This is a genomic window from bacterium (assembly GCA_013360195.1).
Lineage (GTDB): Bacteria > Electryoneota > RPQS01 > RPQS01 > RPQS01 > JABWCQ01.
In genome coordinates, this window is sequence record JABWCQ010000010.1 from 37,010 (window position 1) to 57,016 (window position 20,007).

Annotated in this window: 16 protein-coding genes; 7 read left to right on the forward strand and 9 right to left on the reverse strand. The window is 50.8% G+C overall.

Annotation, left to right across the window (positions count from 1 at the left end; genetic code table 11):
• Positions 1–21: 21 nt before the first annotated feature.
• Entirely contained in the window at positions 22–3,762 is a 3,741-nt protein-coding gene (locus HUU59_08500; protein ID NUO19471.1) for a T9SS type A sorting domain-containing protein, read from the reverse strand.
• A 401-nt stretch (positions 3,763–4,163) separates the two neighbouring features.
• On the opposite strand from HUU59_08500, the gene HUU59_08505 reads away from it, so the two are divergent.
• The 7 genes from HUU59_08505 to HUU59_08535 all read left to right on the forward strand — a co-directional run bounded on the left by HUU59_08505 (position 4,164) and on the right by HUU59_08535 (position 11,053).
• Positions 4,164–4,889, forward strand: a complete 726-nt coding sequence (locus HUU59_08505) for a cytidylate kinase-like family protein (protein ID NUO19472.1) — start codon at positions 4,164–4,166, stop codon at positions 4,887–4,889.
• Positions 4,890–5,344: 455 nt separating this feature from the next.
• Positions 5,345–6,316: a WYL domain-containing protein gene (locus HUU59_08510; protein ID NUO19473.1), complete on the forward strand. Its 972-nt coding sequence runs from the start codon at positions 5,345–5,347 to the stop codon at positions 6,314–6,316.
• A gap of 46 nt (positions 6,317–6,362) precedes the next feature.
• Positions 6,363–6,596, forward strand: a complete 234-nt coding sequence (locus HUU59_08515) for a hypothetical protein (GenBank protein NUO19474.1) — start codon at positions 6,363–6,365, stop codon at positions 6,594–6,596.
• Between the two features lie 528 nt (positions 6,597–7,124).
• Positions 7,125–9,110 (forward strand): HAMP domain-containing histidine kinase, encoded by a 1,986-nt coding sequence (locus HUU59_08520; GenBank protein NUO19475.1) that lies wholly within the window; start codon positions 7,125–7,127, stop codon positions 9,108–9,110.
• Complete coding sequence (locus HUU59_08525) at positions 9,110–10,459, forward strand: sigma-54-dependent Fis family transcriptional regulator (GenBank protein ID NUO19476.1); 1,350 nt, start codon at positions 9,110–9,112, stop codon at positions 10,457–10,459. Before HUU59_08520 ends, HUU59_08525 begins: the two co-directional genes overlap by 1 nt.
• 121 nt (positions 10,460–10,580) lie before the next feature.
• Positions 10,581–10,796, forward strand: coding sequence for a helix-turn-helix domain-containing protein (locus HUU59_08530; protein NUO19477.1), 216 nt, complete (start codon positions 10,581–10,583; stop codon positions 10,794–10,796).
• A 14-nt stretch (positions 10,797–10,810) separates the two neighbouring features.
• Positions 10,811–11,053 (forward strand): hypothetical protein, encoded by a 243-nt coding sequence (locus tag HUU59_08535; protein ID NUO19478.1) that lies wholly within the window; start codon positions 10,811–10,813, stop codon positions 11,051–11,053.
• Positions 11,054–11,144: 91 nt separating this feature from the next.
• Here the strand turns inward: HUU59_08535 and ric are convergent, their stop codons facing one another.
• The 8 genes from ric to narH are packed head-to-tail and all read right to left on the reverse strand — an operon-like array spanning position 11,145 to position 20,006.
• A complete protein-coding gene (gene ric / locus HUU59_08540; GenBank protein ID NUO19479.1) occupies positions 11,145–11,843 on the reverse strand; it encodes an iron-sulfur cluster repair di-iron protein in 699 nt (232 codons plus the stop codon).
• 39 nt (positions 11,844–11,882) lie between these two features.
• Positions 11,883–13,430, reverse strand: a complete 1,548-nt coding sequence (locus HUU59_08545; protein ID NUO19480.1) for a hypothetical protein — start codon at positions 13,428–13,430, stop codon at positions 11,883–11,885.
• A 24-nt stretch (positions 13,431–13,454) separates the two neighbouring features.
• A complete protein-coding gene (locus tag HUU59_08550; protein ID NUO19481.1) occupies positions 13,455–14,972 on the reverse strand; it encodes a NarK/NasA family nitrate transporter in 1,518 nt (505 codons plus the stop codon).
• 14 nt (positions 14,973–14,986) lie between these two features.
• Positions 14,987–15,568 carry a hypothetical protein gene (locus HUU59_08555; protein NUO19482.1) on the reverse strand — a complete coding sequence of 194 codons (582 nt, stop codon included), beginning with the start codon at positions 15,566–15,568 and terminating at the stop codon, positions 14,987–14,989.
• A complete protein-coding gene (locus HUU59_08560) occupies positions 15,565–16,668 on the reverse strand; it encodes a cytochrome bc complex cytochrome b subunit (protein NUO19483.1) in 1,104 nt (367 codons plus the stop codon). The genes HUU59_08555 and HUU59_08560 overlap by 4 nt, the downstream gene beginning before the upstream one ends.
• On the reverse strand, positions 16,668–17,984 hold the full coding sequence (gene narI / locus HUU59_08565; GenBank protein NUO19484.1) for a respiratory nitrate reductase subunit gamma: 1,317 nt from the start codon (positions 17,982–17,984) through the stop codon (positions 16,668–16,670). Before narI ends, HUU59_08560 begins: the two co-directional genes overlap by 1 nt.
• Positions 17,977–18,513 carry a molecular chaperone TorD family protein gene (locus HUU59_08570; GenBank protein ID NUO19485.1) on the reverse strand — a complete coding sequence of 179 codons (537 nt, stop codon included), beginning with the start codon at positions 18,511–18,513 and terminating at the stop codon, positions 17,977–17,979. The genes narI and HUU59_08570 overlap by 8 nt, the downstream gene beginning before the upstream one ends.
• Before the next feature lie 2 nt (positions 18,514–18,515).
• Positions 18,516–20,006, reverse strand: coding sequence for a nitrate reductase subunit beta (narH, locus tag HUU59_08575; protein NUO19486.1), 1,491 nt, complete (start codon positions 20,004–20,006; stop codon positions 18,516–18,518).
• Position 20,007: the final 1 nt, after the last annotated feature.

The following is a 20,007-nucleotide window of genomic DNA, read 5'->3' on the forward strand; positions in this document are numbered from 1 at the left end:
CTTATTGATTGTTTTGGGATGTTATTTCAGCAGCATCAGTTTCCTGGTCTGCGTGAACTCGCCGGAAGTCAGTCGCGCGAAATAGATCCCGCTTGAAAGATCCACGCCTCCGGCATCGCGGCCGTTCCATCTTACAACGTGGTGACCGGCGGGCTGATTGCCGCTGACGAGTGTTGTAATAAGCTGACCAGTAATGTTGTAAATCGCCAGTTGTGCGTCGCCGCTCCTTCCCAGTGTGAACGGAATCACCGTCTCGGGATTGAATGGATTGGGGTAGTTTTGCTGTAAACCGTATTCATAGACGATACCGGGTGCAGATTGATTGGCTTCCGATACGATATCGCCTACTCCGGTCCGAATCATGAAGTTTGAAGGCTGATTCTGCCAACCGGTTGCCCCTTGGTGCCAGAAGCTGCGCCCTTCGTTGCCGTTTCCGTCGGTCGCGATCCCGGGCTCTGACGGACGGTCGGATGCCCAGTCAAGTGTTGTCCAGAATGACCCGAACGGAGCGGGTGGATTCTCACCGGGAATATGCACTGTGAAAAGCTCGAGAGCCACCGGCGGAATAATGAAATAGGGTCCGAACTGCTGTGCACCGGGAACTCCACCGTTGTCATCCGCCACGCCAATTCCAATCGGCGCAATAGAGTTTACTGCTAATTGGACAGTATAAACAAAGTCACGGTCCGGCGGCATGTCGCATCGCACCGCAAAGCGGTTCTGATCGTACAAGCCCGAGACAATCATGAAAAACTCCCATGTGCCGTCGTCGTAGACCAAATACTCAACTTCGGGCGCCGCACCGGCGTACTCGCCGACGGCAAGCGACCGGGGTCCGTCGAAATCTTCTTCTCCTTCCATGATAAATCCGCTCAGAGAATAGTCATACCACGCGCCATAGGCGACCGTTTCATCCGTGTAGACCTCTTCGCCGATCGGAACATAGTCCAGGAGTTCGCCGTTGCGGTACAGCTTTATGCCGGCAAGTCCAGCGACCGGCAAATCGTCGATGCCAAGCGTCGGGTCTTCCCATGTCACGTTAAGAAGGTTTCCGTTTCTTGTCACTTGAACATTCCCAGGCGCCGCTGGTGGAACCGCCAGAGTGGCCTGAATAGACGAGTTGCTGAAGTACTCCGGATTACTTACGATCGAGGGGATGTTTTGCGGCCAATAGCCGTCGAAAATTGCAACTCCGGCTTGACGCTGAATGACGAAGAAGCCGATGCCCGGAGTCTTATCAGGTCCGTAAAGGGCAGTTTCATAGAGTTCATGAAATCCAAGCGGAATGGCAACCTCGCCTGTGAAATAGCCTGCGGATGTCGAAAACCCGATTTGCGGGTTTGTGAATGAGTAATACGGATCAACATTGTACGGCGCACCGGACAGTGAGCGATATCTGAGTGTCGAACCCGACGCAAAGTAATAGGCCCAGTAATTCCCTTCACTTCCGGGGCGTGAGTAGGTCCATGTGTCGGAATCGTCATCGTCCACGTAGATGCCGAAACCTTCACCGTCATCAAGTGAAGGATTCGCGTGATCTTCACAAGCGAGATACAGCATGTCAGCTGTGTCATCGTACTTCATGTACAAGAACGCCGTTTGCGGAGCATTTCGACCGTCGTACCCCAGAACATCGGAAATGTCTATGCGTACAGCATCCGACCATTCGTTGGGCGAGAGAATTCCGTCAAACACTACAGGGTTGACGATTGCCGGCACGACCGGGTCGTAAACCAAATAAGAGTCGTCCAGAGCGCCTGCCGCTTCGTTTGAATAGCTTGTTTCTCCGTTGCTGTATACCCCAGTTACAACGTAGTAGTAAGTTACGCCGGGATAGACATTCAGACTGTCGTTATAGGACGTCAATGAACCGGAAATGGAAGCGACAAGACTGTACGGACCGCCGGACAACGGGGCGCGCCAGACATGGATAGAATCCGGGTCGTCAAGAACTCCGTCTCGGCCGTTGCGAGGTTCAGAGTTTAGTGCCCAACCCGGCTCAACAATCGATCTGACCGGTCCTGGCAAGAGGGCCGGATTCTGCAGAATGTCCCCAACGGCATAGAGAGCCTCAAGTTCGCGGGCACGTTCCCGGGCTAGTCCAGCCAAATCCCAGGACAGGCCGATGGTTGTTAACTGCCCGCTCACGGCTATTAGATTCTGCGGCGGTGATTCCATTGGCGTGAGAACGAAGTTCACTCCGCCAGTCAAGCCATCTTCAGTGACGACAACGTTGCTGACTGATGCCGTCGAATAGCCAAGCTTGCGGGCTGTTATAGTGTAAGTACCCGCTGGAATATGGTCGATTTGATAGGCACCGGAAGCCGATGAAAAGGCATGCAAGTGGGTTCCAATCGCTTCAATCCATACGCCAGAATCGTCATTTGTGCCCTGAATGTCCACGCTGCCGCCAACGCTTCCGCCTTCGAGGTCGAGCTCAAAAACATACGCGCGGCCACCATTTCCAAAAGTCCGGTTGTGAACACCCTTTCCGCCGGCAATTAATCTTGTTCCGTCAGCTGATATGTCCAAATCGTTGGGAGAACCGGGGTGTGTGTATGTGTAAAAGGGGGTCGAGCTGTACTTCTGCCAGACGCGGATATCCGGTTGGCTGTCGTTCAGATATCCCCAGGAACATGCGGCGATGGTCAGCCCATCGTCGGAGATTTCCATTCCGCCGACGAGGTCACCCATACCAGCAGACACCCAAAGCGGGACTCCGCCTCCGTTCGTCTCAAACACCGCCACATACCCTTCGAATCCCGTCGATGTGAACTGCATGGAGCCGGCGGCAATCGTCTCGCCATTTCGCGAGACCGCGGTAGCTGTGCCCCAGTTCGAGGTTCCGCCGCTGAACCGATACTCCCAGAATTGAATGTACGTGGAGTTGGCCTCATCCCAGATATAGCAATGCACTTTGCCATCATTGTTCGCTGCCGTGGCGATAATCCGGCCATCACCCGATATCGTGGCCGGATGTTCGGTGTTGCGGCCATCTTCGTTCCAAACAACCGCTCCCGTCTGTGAATCGAGAACATATATGCGGAAACGGGTGGTTGCCACAATCCTGGAACCGTCGCCCGATATTTTCGCGCCAATCCAGTGGTTATTGGAAATCGTATTGGGAATGTAGGATTCCCCAATTTGTTCACCCGTTGCCGTGGATAGGAGCATGACGGCAAATGTGTCCGGTCCAATAGTGGCCAAAGCGACGATCCACTCTCCATCGCTTGAAAGTGCCATTCCGTTAAAGCTGTGATTGCCTTCGAGGGTCAGGGACCAAATCTCGTTTCCTTCATCGCCGGGATAAACCCGTAAGGCCCGATTCTGACACCACACGACATGAGACCCGTTCGGGCTTACTGCCACGCTGCTCAGCCCATCGTTGCCAGGCACCTCGTAGTTTAGAGCCCCTGAGACTGCATCAAATACCCGCAGGCTGTGGTTGTTCAGACTAACTCCGATAGCGGCAATGCTGCCATTATCGGCGATGGCCACGTTGTCCATCAAACCGACCGCATCACCTACCTGCCACAGCAGACTGCCGACTGCCGAAATGGGAATTTCACCGCCCCCGGACGGGACCACATACGCCGGCGCAGCCGGGGAGGCGACCGGAACCGGGGTGGTGAACTGCACCTCCCGACCAGAGTCGCACGCCCGATACTTCGTCTGAATGTTTCCATTTGACTCAGATGCAAAGCAGACAGCCGACACGGCCAGCGCTAGGAAGTTTGTGAAAAATTTTGCCGATCTTGCCATGGAATTCTCCTGAGGTCTGGTCTGGATACTGAACGGAGACAATACCCAAAAAATACAAATTCGGGAGTTACAATTCAATTTCCCAAGGACAGATTTCCAGATTTTCCCAATTTCATAATATTGATTACTTTGGATGCTTGCCGGAGAAACGACAAAGGTAGACTCGTTTAATATGGTAATTCACCTTCTGTAACCTGCGATGTAATTCTTCCACAATTTGTCCAATTCAGATAGCTTAATTGCCCGTGCTCACGAAAGCGGGACGGATGAGTTGCAGAACTGCGCGGAACATGCTATTTTGAAGAAAACCGCTTGGAATCAATTTGACTTCTTCAGGCGTTTAATAGTCAGGATTGAGCCGACTCATCGATTTCTCCACTTTTATCGGGAGAACTTTTGCCATGAAAAATCCATTACCTTCCCGCGCTGAACAGAATCTTGAAGCGCAGATACGTGTAGCTTCGCGGCTGAAGGAGCTTTCAACTTCCCGTGAACACGCGCCGAAACCATTTATAACTATCTCGCGTCAATTTGGCTGTGAAGCTGTTGCACTTGCTGAATACTTGGCACCGCAACTGGATTCCTGTGAAAAGTTGGACACCGGCTCGTGGCAAGTTTACAGCCGCCGCCTAATTGAAGCAATGGCCGATCAGCAATACTCGTATGACCAGTTGATGTCCGCCCTTGATTCCAGAGCGCGCACTGCTATTGAGGATTTCTTCGACACAATCTTCGGCCAGATTTCCGACTTACGACTTCTTCATAAGCTTGTCAGCACAATGAGAGCAACTGCGTCTCTTGGTCACTGCATTATTGTGGGGCGCGGAGGTGCAATCGTTACACACGATCTCCCCGGAGGATTGCATATCAGACTGGTGGCTCCGGAGGAATACAGGCTGCGCGGACTGATGGAGCGGCGCGGCTGGAGTGTCGAGGAAGCACTAAGACATATGCGCGAGCAGGATATGGCACGAAGGAGTTTTTATCAGAAGTACTTGCATCGCGACTCAAATGAGCAGGAGATCTATGATCTCATCCTGAATACGGCGCGGCTGACACAAGTAGAAATGGCCGAACAGGTGGTCTCACTGTTTCGAAGCAGGCTGACAAAATTTACCAATCGTTGAGTGTGGTTTCGATTTCCGGATTGTTTGCCGAGGGGCCACGGACCGTGTCCCCTTTTTCTTGTCTCTTTGCTTACCGCGACAAAAAATGTCGCACACCTCTCTCGGGCGCATTCCGCAATGTGCCGAGGCTTCTTATTGCCCCGACTGAATGGGGCAGTAAGAGCATCACAACATTGCATCTCGTCTTCACCTTGCGGCATTCGGGTTGTCCTGATTATACCTAAATAAAACAAAATCAGACAATGGTTTGAGTCCGTCACTTGCGGGAAATCAGGTGTGTATGTTTTTTCACACCTTGACCGCTGAACTTTGGTGAATTTTGTAGATTTAGCCTGGGGGACTTGCAAAACTGTTGTAAATTTTCGATTTTTGTAATAGGGAACGGCGACGTGCTACGCGCTGAGTGCACTTCCTATTTCAAGAGTACATCACCCGGGTCTTACCACTTACTTCCTATGCAAGACCACACCTCCCTCCAGCGGGCGCTGCGCATTCTTCAGCGTATGTCCACTCATGACCGAGTGACAATTGAAGAGCTATATCAGCTCTTTGATGGAGAAGTTACCAAGCGATCGCTTCAACGATTGATGAAGTCCATTGAAGGCGCGAATATTCCTCTGACGGTCGAAGTCGGAGCGCACGGCGAACATCATTGGTCGTTGCATCGTAACTTTGATTTTATTCCGATTGTTCTCGAGCCGGATGAGCTGCTGGCTGCGATTCTGCTTGGGCAGTTCCGCGAATTGTTTGCAGGCACACGAATCGGTGAGAGCCTGGAACGAGTCTACGACCGGCTCGAACAGATTGCACCGGTTGACAGTGTGGAAATGATTGACGCATTCTTGAATCTGCGGGACGGGTTCGCCTTCCATGAGCCAGGCAAGGTTGATTTAAGACCTGCAGGACCGGCTCTTCTAGAGCTGTTTCGAGCTCTGCTTCTGCAGCGTGTATGCAATGTTACTTATAACGGCAAGCAGTATCCGATTCATCCTTACAGCCTGCTTCTTCATCGCGGTGCAATTTACGCCGTGGTCTTTCAGCCACGCCACAAGAACTGGATCTATCTGAGCCTCACCAAGGTTGCACAATTGGAGGTGACAAACGATGTCTTTGAACGCGACCAATCATTCAGCTTATCAGAATTCTTGAAGTCTAATTTTGGTTTGTGGCGGGCTGAGCCAGAGCTGATTGAAATGAAATTCAGCAGAACGATACGCACGTCGATCGAGGGACGACTTTGGCATTCGTCACAAAAAATTCTTGAAACAGTGGACGGGGACATTGTACTTTCCATGAATGTTGGGGTGACAGAAGAATTAATTGCATGGATCTTAAGATGGGGAACATATGTGCAAGTTCTCGGGCCTGAATCGCTTCGAAAGACACTCAAAGAGAGGCTTCACGAAATGCTATCGCGATATAATTGAGTATTCCGCGACGAGTATTGTCGCTCTGCGGTGCTAATATTGGCACATGCAAAAGAAGAAACGCCCTGGCACACGACGACGCAAGTCGTTACGGCTCACATTTGGCCCACTTCCTATAAACCTCCGCGCGGCTTCGCGGGCATTCTGCCTGCGTTTTATAACGGAGGCATTGCGAGTCCACAAGGGGAACATTTCACAGACAGCAATAGCTTTGGGGATCAGCAGAAGAAGTCTTCAATTGAAGATGAAACAATACGGTCTCAAGGCTGATGATTTCTGAACCTGGAGCAGGTGCAAATAGCTCTTGAGGTGTGTTAACTTATTCCTCCTTGCTTGGTAGGTGGGTGTGACTTGCGTGAGCACAAGATTTTTCAGAATGCCAAATGCCCTCGGGGGCATTTTATTTTTGTGAAGAAAATTAAGATTGCAATTGAATATTTGAGTAATACCGGGGTTACCACTTTTGGTGACTGCCTCTGCACGGACAATCGTGGTGTATTCAAGATACCCATGTCCACAAAACAGCTGGTATTGGAACATATGCAATTACATATGTTTAGGAAAGAGAATGTGTGAAAAATATTTCACGTTTGACGCGCCTAACTGATACATGGCAAACTGTATCAATCTTGCCTAGAAGTGCTTAGATTTATACAAAAGTCATTTCTTTTTCCTCTTCATGATCCGCCCTGCTTCTGTCACTCTTGTCATCTGCCTGTTTTGTGCCTCTCCGTCGTTCAGTCTGGAATGGTGGCCAAAGAGGCACCACTTCACGTCCGTTCGCGCTGAGTCTTTCCCTCAGAATACTGTGCCAACGATCTTGGTTTGGCACCAGCCGCAAGAGAGTTGGGACAGGCTGGTACGCTGGTATAATGAAGACCCCGCTGGCGGTCGTTCATATCTTGGCCATGTGACGATTGAGGACGATGCGGGAAACACAATCAAAGCAGTGAATTTTCGATTACCGGTTTTTGCTATCTTCGAGTGCCAAGCCGACTCGGACACTGCTCTTGAGTTGTGTGTGACCTACAAGGACAAGCAGCAGTTCGGTATGAGCCTTTTTGACTGGCCAGAGATGAACAAGATCGGGCAGGAATTCAAGTTCCTTCAGTCAGACTTTGCAGAACGTGGAAATGATCACTGGGATATATGGATGAAGCCTTGTTTTCTCTTGCCGGGTGGCGGCCTGAATGGAGGAGACGGGCTTGCGTTTCAGGTCTTTGCCGGCTGGCAGCAAATCCCACGAGGCATTCTAGTCATTGATGTCGCAACCGGAAAGGAAGTATGGCACAATTGGAAAGCCGCGCCGCCGGATGCAGTATCTCTTGACTCGTCTCGCCCGGATTCCCTCGTGATATTGTGGGCCGCCGGTGCGCCAGCGACTGGCGCACGCGCAATTGACACGGCAGACACCTGCGGGTACATTATCGGCCTCTCGGCAACAGGGCGTGATTTGTGGAAACGCGGGTATCCAGTGACGTTTTCCATTGTCAATTGCGTCAGCTTTGACGGTCTTTCTGGCCGCGCAAGTTCCTTCGAGCTTGTGTCGGCCTATGACAAGGAAAAGCAGCCGACCGTTCTGCGCAGAATTGATGCTTACACCGGGGAAATTCTGAAGGAACGGCGATTAGAAGTCTCGGATGGACGATGTTATCTTGCCGGTTCGGAGACAGGCGACGGCGATCGTAGGTTGATCGTCTACAATTACCATTCGAAGTTAACAGTCTTCAATGATGACTTGGACAGTTTGTGGTCCACCAGACACGTATCGGCCTTATATGGAACCTTTGACTTGAACGGGGACGGGACACACGAAATTCCGGTGACAACGCCTGATGGACTGCTGGAAGTCTATGATCTGGACGGAAATGTTCTTATCGCCGAGAAGCTGCATGGCCTGGTCAAAGATACGCAACGCATTCGGAGCGGAGAAATTTCCCGAGTATGGATGATCACCGACCAAGCCTACACGGGATATGACATCACTGAAAACCGATGGTACTATGCTCAATTTGCGGCGGCTTCAAGCGGCTATGCCGTTAGCGTTTTGATCATCTTCTGGTTGATGGCATGGTCGTACCGTACTCGACGTGCCTACGTTCGTGCGCGGAACGAGAAACTCGTACTTGAAGGATGGGCACAGCTTACCGCGTTTCAGGCGCATGATAGCAAGAAGCCCATTGCGGTAGCACAGCGGACTCTTGACAATCTTGAGACCAGGATATCGCAACAGTATCCCGATGCAAACGTCAGAGCGCAAATAGACAGATTACGAGGCGAGTTTGGACGAATGCTGCAGACAACGAGGCAAATTCAAGTGGTCAGTCGTGTCAACAAACCAGATTTTCAAGAGCACGACCTCAACGATCTTGTGGCAAACACTGTTGAGCGCATGAATCTGCTTGAATTAGCACCGGTCGTCTTCAAGAATTCGGAAAGTCATATTAGGATCCGCTTCGATTACAGACTTGTGGAGTCTCTTCTTGAAAATGTAATTGGGAATGCCATGGAGGCTTCAAGTAATGGCTGCCCTGTGGACGTAGGGATTGAACGCGCCGAAACGGGTAAGGATGGAATATTGATTACCGTTTCGGACAGCGGTCCGGGAATGAGTCCCGAGGTAATAGAAGGAATTCTTCAATCAAAGGGAAGCTTAAAGCCCGGAGGTCAGGGGCTCGGAATTCTAAGCGCAAAATGGATCGCTGAGACTCATCATGGCACTCTTCTTATTGAAAGCCAAGTAGGCAATGGAACAACCGTATCAGTTTTCTTGCCGGCAAACGGAGGTGAATAGTGGCGCGCAAGAGTATTGTTTTGATAATTGAAGATGACCGCGCATTGCGAGAAGAACTGACCGACACGTTTGAACTCGAGGAGTATGAGGTCTGGCAAGCACAGGACTGTGCGTCAGCGAAGAAGGTCCTTGAGCAAGCGCAACCTGATGCAATACTGCTTGATATTCAGTTGCCGGACGGAGACGGGTTGGAATTGCTGCCTTGGATTCTACGCGAGCATGCGGGAATTCCCGTTGTAATCGGTACGGCACACGCAACCTATGATCGAGCCGTTCGCGCCATTCGGCAAGGTGCGTATGATTTCATCGAGAAGACCGCTAATCGCGAGGAACTGCTGCTCCCAATTCGGAATGCCGTTGAGAAGCGTAGACTCGAAAGAGTGCAGGCAGGGCTTCGCAGGCAGTTGCGAGGAGACAACTATCTCATCGCCGAAAGCGGAATCATGAAGGAACTGCTGGCAAGAATCGACCGGATTGCTGCAACTGATGAAAAGGTTCTGCTGACCGGGGAGAGCGGTACTGGAAAGGAGCTTGTTGCCGAGTATCTTCACTCTCAGAGTAAACGCGCAGACGGGCCTTATATTCCGTTTAACTGCGCTGCGTTTCCGGAAACTCTCGTCGAAAGCGAGTTGTTCGGGTACGAGCAGGGTTCACACGCCACGGCCTATAGCCGCAAAGACGGGCTATTTCACGCGGCCGATGGGGGAACCATATTCCTGGACGAAATTGGAGACATGTCAACTAGCGTACAGACAAAACTGCTGCGCGTCCTTGAGAATGGAATGGTGCGTCGGATCGGACAGAATGCCGAAGCAAAAGTAGATGTGCGAGTCATTGCGGCGACAAACAAGGATTTAGCGGCTAGAGTAAAACTAAAGGAATTTCGGGAGGATTTGTACGAAAGGCTGAATGTGTTTACATTCAATATCCCGCCGTTGAGAGAGCGTATTGAGGACATGTTCCTTATCCTCGAACGTGAACTTGCTGTTGCGGCCACGAAATTTGACCGTCGACCGCCTGCGCTTTCCCCCGAGGCAAAGGCAACTCTGGCCGCGTTGAGTTGGGAAGGCAATGTCCGTACGGTCCAGCGATTGGCCAAGCGTCTTACGGCGTATGTTGCAGGTGACACAGTCTATCCCGAGGACATTAGAAGAGTAATTGGCCAGCCGGATCACGAGCCCGAGACGTTCCGACAATCCAGAGTGAGATGGGAACGGGAGTGGTTCAGCAAGTTACTCATGGCCACAGGAGGCAACAGAACAAGGGCCGCTCAAATTGCTGATATCGACCCAAAGACCTTGTATACTAAACTCAGAGATCTCGGACTCGGGGAGATTTCACCCGATTGATCGTAGAGAATTCTCTCAGTTTCCAGGAATTATGTGTGTAACTTATTGTTTTTTGACTGGCACTCTTCTTGAATCTATACAATACTGTCAAAACCTGCAAAGAACTACTCAATCCGGGCAATTGATACACAATTCGCTGACATCTGACTCGCTGCTCTCGCTCCGAGAAGCGGCCGACATTCTGGGAGTGTCGCGTTCAACCTTGAGGCGCTGGGCCAAGCAAGGAGATATTGCCTATTTCCGGATTAGCACTCGCGGCGACATTAGAATTTCACGTGAAATACTAAGTCGGTTCATTTCCGACCGGCTTGCCAACTCTGAAACCGATCATAATTGAGTCACCTCGCAACCATGAAACACAGAAAGCGTGGGCAAGAAGCTTGCATCGACCAGGACGGTATGTTCAGAGTTACTCTGCCGCGTGCCGTTTATCCAGCCAATTGGCGAACCGCTAATGATCAGTTTCAACGCCGATTCCTGCTCGCTGTGCTGGCACGGCATGATTGGAACAAGACGTGCACCGCACGAACATTAGGAATTGCGCGGAGAACGCTGCAACTCCAAATGCAAGCTCTGGATATTGAATTGGATTGACTTGAATACAGGTTAAACAGACATCTGTTGAGTGCAAGAAAAGAAAGAGGGTTTGCCACGGCAAACCCTCTTTTGCGTTCTGAAGCAGTTGCTAATTCCCGGCAAGTGCACGGGGAAAGAGAATATTATTCTCCTTGTGAATATGCCAGTGCAGGTCACGTTCCAGCTCCTCCAAACCGGCAAATAGCCCGCGATATGTATTACAGGCACCGGCAGGCGGCATGTAGTTCAATGTAAGTTCCCGCAATTGTTCAAGAGCACGGCCAGCGGAATCATGTTCGGCCTCCATTACACTTATCGGCCCGAATAACTGAGCAGCGGCTTCCCGCGGAAGCTGACCTTGCTCAATTCGCCTAATGGCAGGGAAGAGAATGTTTTCCTCTTTGAACATGTGCGAATCAAGCTCAGCATATAGTCCGGAGAAGACTTCGAGCACAGTGCGCAGTTCCGGATGATTCTCTCCATGCACCCGGAACACTTTCTCTGCCATTTCGCCCAAGTGGGGGAGCGCTTTCCTGAGGTACTCATGATGGGTATTAACAATATTGTCTACAAGCTCTGACATCGGTCTCTTCGACCAATCAGGCTCGTTTTCTGAGGACGGCAAGTTCTCCTGTAAGGCAAGTTCCGCAAGAACAACTTGCGGATCGAGATTCTTCTTCGTGCATGCTTCACCCAGCGGGTGCGCCCCCCCACAGCAGTAATCAATATGAAACTGCTGAAATACACGTGCACGGCTTGGCCTGTCCACGACAAGCTGACCAACGGGCGATTCGAGTGTGACGTTCATTTTTCTCCAATCCATTTATGGCTAAATCAAGGCAATTGCCTAGCATTTTATCTCGGCATTCTTGCGGGCGTAGAACCACCAATTCACGATCAAACAACTGACGTAGTAGACTGCAAATCCATACAGTGCCGCCTCCGGCCGCCCCGCTTTTATCTGCGAACCAAACACATTTGGGATAATAAAAGCACCGTACGCTGCGATGGCTGATGTCCAGCCCAAAACCGGACCCGCGTGCTTTGAATCAAAGATTATCGGGATCATCCGAAAGGTGGATCCGTTTCCAATTCCGGTCGCGACAAAGAGCAGCAGGAAAAGGACAAGGAAAGGCAGGAAGTACGCCTCAGGTGTCGCCGAATTGCTGGCCGCTTTGATATTGTAGGCTACACCGAGCGCAGCAGCAATCATCACCAGTGTATCCCAATGTGTTACACGCGCTCCCCCGAACTTATCTGACAGCCAGCCTCCGAACGGGCGAATTAGTGAGCCTACCAGCGGCCCTAGCCACGCATAGGAGAATGGATTCGGGGCATTTGGATTGATCGAACCATCTGGCAAGTAACCGAATACGTCTTGAATCAGCTTGGGAAATGCCGCGGAGTAACCGATGAAGGATCCGAAGGTCATAACGTATAACCAACTCATGACCCAGTTGTGCTTTTCCTTAAAGATCGCAAATTGATTTCCGAGATTCGCGCGAATCCGCGATGGTGACAGAAAACGAATCAAAGCCAATGTGAGTATGATGGTAATTGGGAGCACAATCCACATATTCACGTTGAGTTGCACCAGAAAGTACAGCCCAACCGCCGAACCCGCAAAACCAAGCAAAAGAAGATACAGCATCCGCCCGATTGCTATTGGCGCATGTCCAACTTTGTGCGATTCCATGTTGTTCATCAGGAACCATGCCAACAGTGCAAGTACCACGAGAATTGGCACCCAGATGAAACCTCCGTTCTGAATCCATACTTCGGCACCGGAGCTACTCGTTACTCTAGGATCTCCTCCTAATACACCAAAAGCCGAAAAGGTCATGACAAAAGGCAATAGGACTTGCATAACGCTGACACCAAGATTACCCAGGCCGGCATTCAAACCAAGCGCAAAACCCTGCATTCTCTTCGGGAAAAAGAGGCTTATGTTCGACATTGACGATGCAAAAGCGCCGCCGCCAATTCCTGACAGAGCGGCAAGGACTACAAAAGTTGAGTATGACGTGCCGCTGTCCCGTAAGGCGAGTCCCAGCCCCAATGCAGGAAGAATCAACAATGCGGTCGTCGCCGCAATCACATTCCTTCCTCCACTCAAGGCGATGAAAAAGGAATTGGGAATCCTCAAAGTCGCGCCTGTCAAACCTGCAATTGAAATTAGCGTGTAGAATAGCGCTTTGTTCTTTGCGGGATCGGGATCAAACTGAAATCCGAGCACCTGCATTTTTGTGGTCACGATTGACCAATACATCCACACAGCAAAACCGCATAACAGACACGGAATCGAAATCCACAGATTTCGCAAGGCAACTTGCCTTCCCTCTTGCTCCCAAAATGCGTCATCCTCGACGCGCCAGTTTAGCAGATTCTGTGCCATGAATGTTGTTTGGTTGAACTTTGTCTATTGTTTGGATTCACTTGGATGATCGTGTCTGTCCTCAATATGCCTCATCAGCGTTGGTGCTTTCGAGTGCATCATTCTCTGAATCACAAAATGCATCCACAAGATACAGATCAGCGATACTGCGGCGAGGAACATCCATGACGTAGTCCAGATTCCCGTCCATCTGAGCATGTAGCCGAAGAGTATGGGACAGAAGAATCCGCCAAGTCCGCCGACCACACCGACGATCCCCCCTACCACTCCAATCTGCTCGGGATAATAGTCGGGAATATGGCGATATACAGCCGCTTTTCCAATTCCCATCATGATTCCAACTACGAAGACTAGGAAAGTAAAGATCCACACATTCGCTTGAAAGAACAGGTGCGTTATGCCCCGAGCAAGCAATTGTTTCTTCATCACGATGTCGCCAACCTCGACAGCGGGCTTGTGCCAAAATTCGCCTGAGGGGAATACAAGAAATGTGGACTCTTGATTTCGGCGCCATGATGATGGTTCCGGACGAATTCTGTATTCACGTTGATCAACTAGTATCAGCGAATCGGAAACAAATGTCACTGTACCTCCTCGGACCGCAGTTACTCCAGATCCTGGTGACTCAATATCCATGCGAGGAACACACAGAAGAACACAACACGTCAGACAGCTTCCCAATACCCAGTACATCACTCGACGGGCGCCAAATCTGTCGGACATCCAACCGCCAAGCGCGCGGATCACTCCTGAAGGCAAGCTGAAGATGGACGCCATCAGTCCGGCCGTAGCGACGCTCATAGTGTAAACATTCACATAGTACGGAATCAGCCACTGTGCGAGCGCTACGAACGCTCCAAACACAAGGAAGTAATACAGTCCAAATCGCCATACGCGAACGAATTTAAGAGGCTCAAGTCTCTGCCTAAGCGTGAGTCCGGAACTGTGCTCAGTTCTCTTCTCGAACGTAAGAAAATAGAACGCAATTGCCATTACGATGAGTGCTGCTGCGTAAAGCTTTGGCAGTGTTCGCCAGTTCTCAATATGCTGACCACCGTCAGTCAGCCACTTAAGTGCAATTGGCGCTCCCATGCTCGTTAGGGCAGAGCCTGCGTTTCCAACACCGAAAATTCCAAGCGCCGTGCCCTGACGCTCCTTGGGAAACCACACCGACGTGTAGGCGATGCCCACGGCAAATGCAGCGCCGGTCAACCCAAATCCCAGACTTGCACCGATGAACTCGTAATACTCATTAGCCATGCTGGTCATGTACATAGGAACGGCCGCTACGAGCATCAGCAACGTGTATACCCGCCGCCCTCCATACTTGTCTGTCAAGACTCCAACAGGAAGCCGCATGATCGAACCCGTCAGTACGGGAATTCCTATCAACCAGCCCATTTGTGCCTTGTCCCATTGAAATACATCGTTGTCAACAAGGTATGTAATCAGGACTCCGTTCATCATCCACCCTGCAAAGCAGACGGTGAAAGCAACGGTGTTTAGAATCAATACTTGAATTGCACGCGCCCGGTCTTGCATGATTGAATCTTATATCAGAAGTGATTCTTGACAGACTGTGCACTTGACTGGGCAGCTAACCCGTGAAGCAGATGGCTAAGACCATAAAAGCCCGCAATCGTTGCGAGTAGTATCATCACGACGTGTAGCTTGTACACTTGAAGATTGTGAACGAACAGTTTCCACGGATTTCCGTGAGTTTTGTTCAACGGGTGTGTGCCATCAAGGTACTCTTGCGCGTCGGGGATTCCGTCCAGATCCAAGTCGCTCGAAAAGCCGTATACGTCCGCGAGGAGCTCGGGATGTGCGCGCAACTCCAGAAACTTCGTCTTCCCGACAACTGTGATTATCTTATTCCCAAATTCATTTAGGATTGGGCTCTGCACCGCCATTCCCGGGGCAAATGCCGCTCGCGCAGCGTTGAGACGGTTCAGTTCTTCCGGCGTAAGGCTACCGATCTGACCGCGTGACGCACCTTCCGGACCATCAGAATTCGAGTGGCACATGGAACAATTTATCGGACGTCCTGAATTCTGCTGAGAGAACCTTTGAAACTCAGGATACGCGCGACTGTCTGCGGCGGACAGAAGGACTGCAAGGACAAGTATTTGAATCATTGGGCACCCTTAATCGCGTGGTAGATTTGCTCACCGAACAGGGTCATGACTACCATGTAAGCAGCAATCGCCGAGGCAATCCAGCGCATTGTCCTGTGACTGGTGTCCTTGAATATCCACGGCGCTGCAAACAGGCCGATCGTTGCAATCGTCATGACGACAATAATCACCCAGAACGGGAGCAGCTCCATTGGATAGTATATGAAGTAAAAGTACCATTCAGGCTTGATACCGTCCGGAGTTGAACCGAGTGCATTGTAAGGTTCAAGCAACGGGTAAGGGAAAAGTGAATCAAACGGAAGACATAACGCGAGTGTAAACAGTACCAGGAATGCAATTCCCCACTCCTTGAAGTCCTTTAGGACAAATACGGGAAAAAACTTCTCCTTTCGCTTCGGCTTTCCTTCAATGCCCGGACTCATGCCATGAAGTTGAACAGAAAGAACGTGAAGGCCAATTACTGCGAAAACGAGCAGGGGGAGAATGACAACATGCAAAGCGAAGAATCTGCTTAGCGTCGCCTGACCGATTGCAGGTGCACCTTGGATTGTTACCCGGACGTCTTCTGCCAGGTGAGAGAGCGCGGCCGGGAGATACTGGCCGACCTGATCAATTGACGCTAGTCCGACTTTTGTGGCATTCACGGCAATTTGATTCCAAGGCAAGAGATAGCCAGTGAAGCCAAAGCCGAACGTGATTAGTACGAGCAACACGCCTGCAACCCAAGTAATCTCACGCGGTTTCGCAAATGCTTTCATAGCCAAAGCACTAAGCATGTGGACAATCACACAGAAAATCATGAACGAAGCCGACCATGCGTGAAGATTTCGGATAAGGCCGCCCATAGTCACGAAGTGAGTGATGTATTCCACCGACTCATGCGCTTCACTCACCGTCGGTTCATAGTAGAACAGAAGCATGACACCTGTAATTACCTGAATGCCGAAAAAGAATAGTGCAAGACCACCCATATAGTAGCCCCATGACATCCGGTGCACAGGAACTTCCTTTTCGGTAATCATGTGCTTCACATTCAGCTTTTCCAGTGGTATTCTTTCAGCAAGGAAGTCAGCGAGCGCGCTCAATGGAAGTCGTTTCATCACGCCTCCGATGTCAACGATTTGACGATGAATACGGACAGATCACTGGCCAACTGCGGATCAATCCGGCCTGTTCGCGTGCCACGGACACTTTCGGTTGCAATTTCATTTCCTTGCTCGTCCCGCACTACCCATGCTATGCGGTCAAGGGGCGCTTTGGCGGGAGCGCCAGTGTTGGGCATACCGGTCTTAATATCGAAATAGGATACATGACATGGGCAGAGTATTCTTCCGTTGGAATCCACCTGATTTCCAACTGTGCAGCCCAAGTGCGTGCATTTTGCCGACAGCAGCATCGGCCAGCCATCGTCCCCTAGAAATGCAAGACCCGGCCTCATCGAATAGTCAATGAAGTATTTTCCTGCCTTCCCATTCAGCTCAGACAGTTTTGCAACATATATCGATGAGCTGCGTAGTCGTTCCAATTCCAGTTCCTTCTCTTCAGCTGTAAGTTGAAGACGGCGAAGCCTTGTTTCTAGGAGATTAGCCTCCTCGTCGTGATGAAGCCCTGGCATTTGAAAGAACCGCCCAAGCTTGTCCAATACGCCGATTGACAGCAGCACTCCCGCAGCACTCAGACCGAATGCCGCCTTCAAGAAATGTCGTCTCGATTCCTGAGTCGCACGCGCTGAGACCGCATGTTGAACTCGACGAGGGTTGCTCCACACCACCTTTTGCGGTGAACGAAAGAGATAGTGTATAGGAACCGAAATCATATGTATAAGCCGGGTGAACGGAAAAACAAGCAGAATAAGCCACGCGCCGACAACATGCAGTTGAATCGTTAACGGCATATCCCGAAGGACCGTGATATCAGGGCTCAACGTTATCAGACTCCAAACATATGAAGACAGAGTGCCCGTTGACCAGCTTGCTCCCCAGCGATATCCAACTGCAATCATCAAACCGAGTACGATCTGGAATAGCAAGAGGCCTGATACGACAAAATCGGCAAGTTTCGTGGTTTGTTGCAGTCGGCCGGTTGTTATCCTGCGGCCTATCAACACAATTAATCCCAGAATGCAAAGGACTGTTGCAGCAAGACCAATAATCTCAACAGTGACAAGGAGAACAGGCACTGCCATGAGCCGTTGCCAGAGCCCAGGGACCAGAAAGGCAACAAGATGTCCAAGGAAGATGATTATGATACCGATGTGCCACGGCGCCGAACCCCATAACAACTTCTTGCCCTCAAGAAACTGCGACGACAATGTTGTGATTCCATATTGGTCTTTCCGAAATCGCCAAATTACTCCGGTAATGCAGATCAGTATGGCAGCGTACGGGAGACCTGCGAATGCGAATAGCTCAAGCATTATGTAACTCCACTGCAGGGGTTTTCAGGGTTATTGCAGACGCGGCGCATAACAGGTGCGTATATGGATTCAACTTTGAGCCCAACAGATTAGCCATTTTCCCTAATGCCGGCCGCACTATGAAGCCCACAATTTCTTCTCTCTCCATTGGCGATGCGAACGGAAGAAAGCCAAAGAGCGTTGCCATGTGGTCTGCAGCCTCACCTCGGTATTCAAAGCCTGCCTGCGCGTACGTATCTATCAATCCAACCATTAAGTGGGAACGCTTGAAGCTCTCAACTCCAAATAGGTGTACGCTCAGCGCAGGGGAGCAGACTGGAGACAGATCGAACGTTCGCGTATAGAGCTCTTGAAGCTCTGAAGTGCTCATTAAACTTACGTCGTCGTGAAATCTACTTAAACTCTCAAAGGGTTCCTTTTGATCACGCACGATCTCCAGAAGTTGACTAAGGACAAGCATAAATTCGCTCTTTGGATATCGTAGCAGTTCGGACATCATCTCGCATTGCAGTCGAAACATCGAGTTCACTGTCACTTCCTCCCTGCTCCGGATACGTTGCCGAACCCACAGCTGCCTTTGCATTCCTGAACATTGCAGGTGGCCTCAATAGATTCCTCGCGTTGAAGCGGTGGCAGGACGTAGCGCCGATTCACAGTTGGCACCGCAGTCAACATGTAGATCTCCTCTGCCTCTTCGGGAGTTACAGCAGCCTCCCGCATTATTCTCCGAACTTTGTCATCTTGAACATCGCCAACCTGCTGCATCCGCTTGAAATACCTAACCGCCATTAGTTTCTTTAGCGCTGCAGTGACGATTGTTTCATTCCCCGCGCTGAAAAGTCGCGCCATGTATTTGATCGACAACCTTGACTTGTCCAGTGAAGTGAAGAAGGTGTCTTCGGCATGGTCATATGGTTGATCGCCATCCTTCCCCATTACGGGCAGCAAGGGCGGCACATAAAAGAGCATTGGCATTGTCCGATACTCGATATGGAGAGGAAGGGCAAGTTTCCATTCGATGACGTATTTATATACCGGCGACTTCCGGGCCGCGTCAATGAATTCTTCGCTGATGCCATTGGACCGGGCAGACGCGATTACTGACTCGTCATTCGGATCACAGATGACGTCGCGCTGTGCTTCCACGAGTAGTGGCTCGGAAGTGCTCATCGCGCTTTCAATGCGATCTGCGTCATAAAGCAGCACACCAAGATAACGAATTCGGCCAACGCACGAGTGAAAACACGCTGGTGCCTGGCCTGTCTCGAGCCGCGGGTAGCAAAGAATGCATTTCTCCGATTTTCCTGTCACCCAATTGTAGTAGATCTTCTTGTACGGGCAGGCGGAAATGCAAGCCCTCCAGCCGCGGCAAATGTCTTGGTTGATCAACACAATTCCGTCCTCTCCTCGCTTGTAGAGCGCACCCGACGGACATGATGCTACACAACTGGGATTTGCACAGTGGTTACAGATACGCGGCAGATACATGAAGGCAACCCGCTGAATCTCGAACAACTGCTGCCGTTCATCTTCCGTTAAGCCTTCAAAATTGACGTCATTTGCGGCGTAAAGCGGAGATCCCGAGAGGTCGTCGTCCCAGTTTGGCCCGGCATTTATGCGAATCTCTTCACCGGTTATTTGAGACACCGGACGTGCCGTCGGCTGATCATCGGACTCCTGTGCATCAAACAGGTTTTCGTATTCATAGGTCCATGGCTCATAGTAGTCTTCAAGACCCGGTTGGTTTGGATTGTAGAAAAGCTTAAGTAAACCGTCAAGCTTTCCTTGTGACTTCAACTGCAGTTTGTTTCCTGAAGTCCTCTTCCATCCGCCTCGATACTTCTCCTGGTCTTCCCACATGCGCGGGAAACCGGTTCCAGGCTTGGTTTCGACGTTATTCCACCACATGTACTCGGCGCCGGGACGGTCCGTCCATACATTCTTGCAGGCAACGCTGCACGTGTGGCACCCGATGCATTTGTCGAGGTGAAAAACCATGGAGACTTGTGCTCTAACATCCATT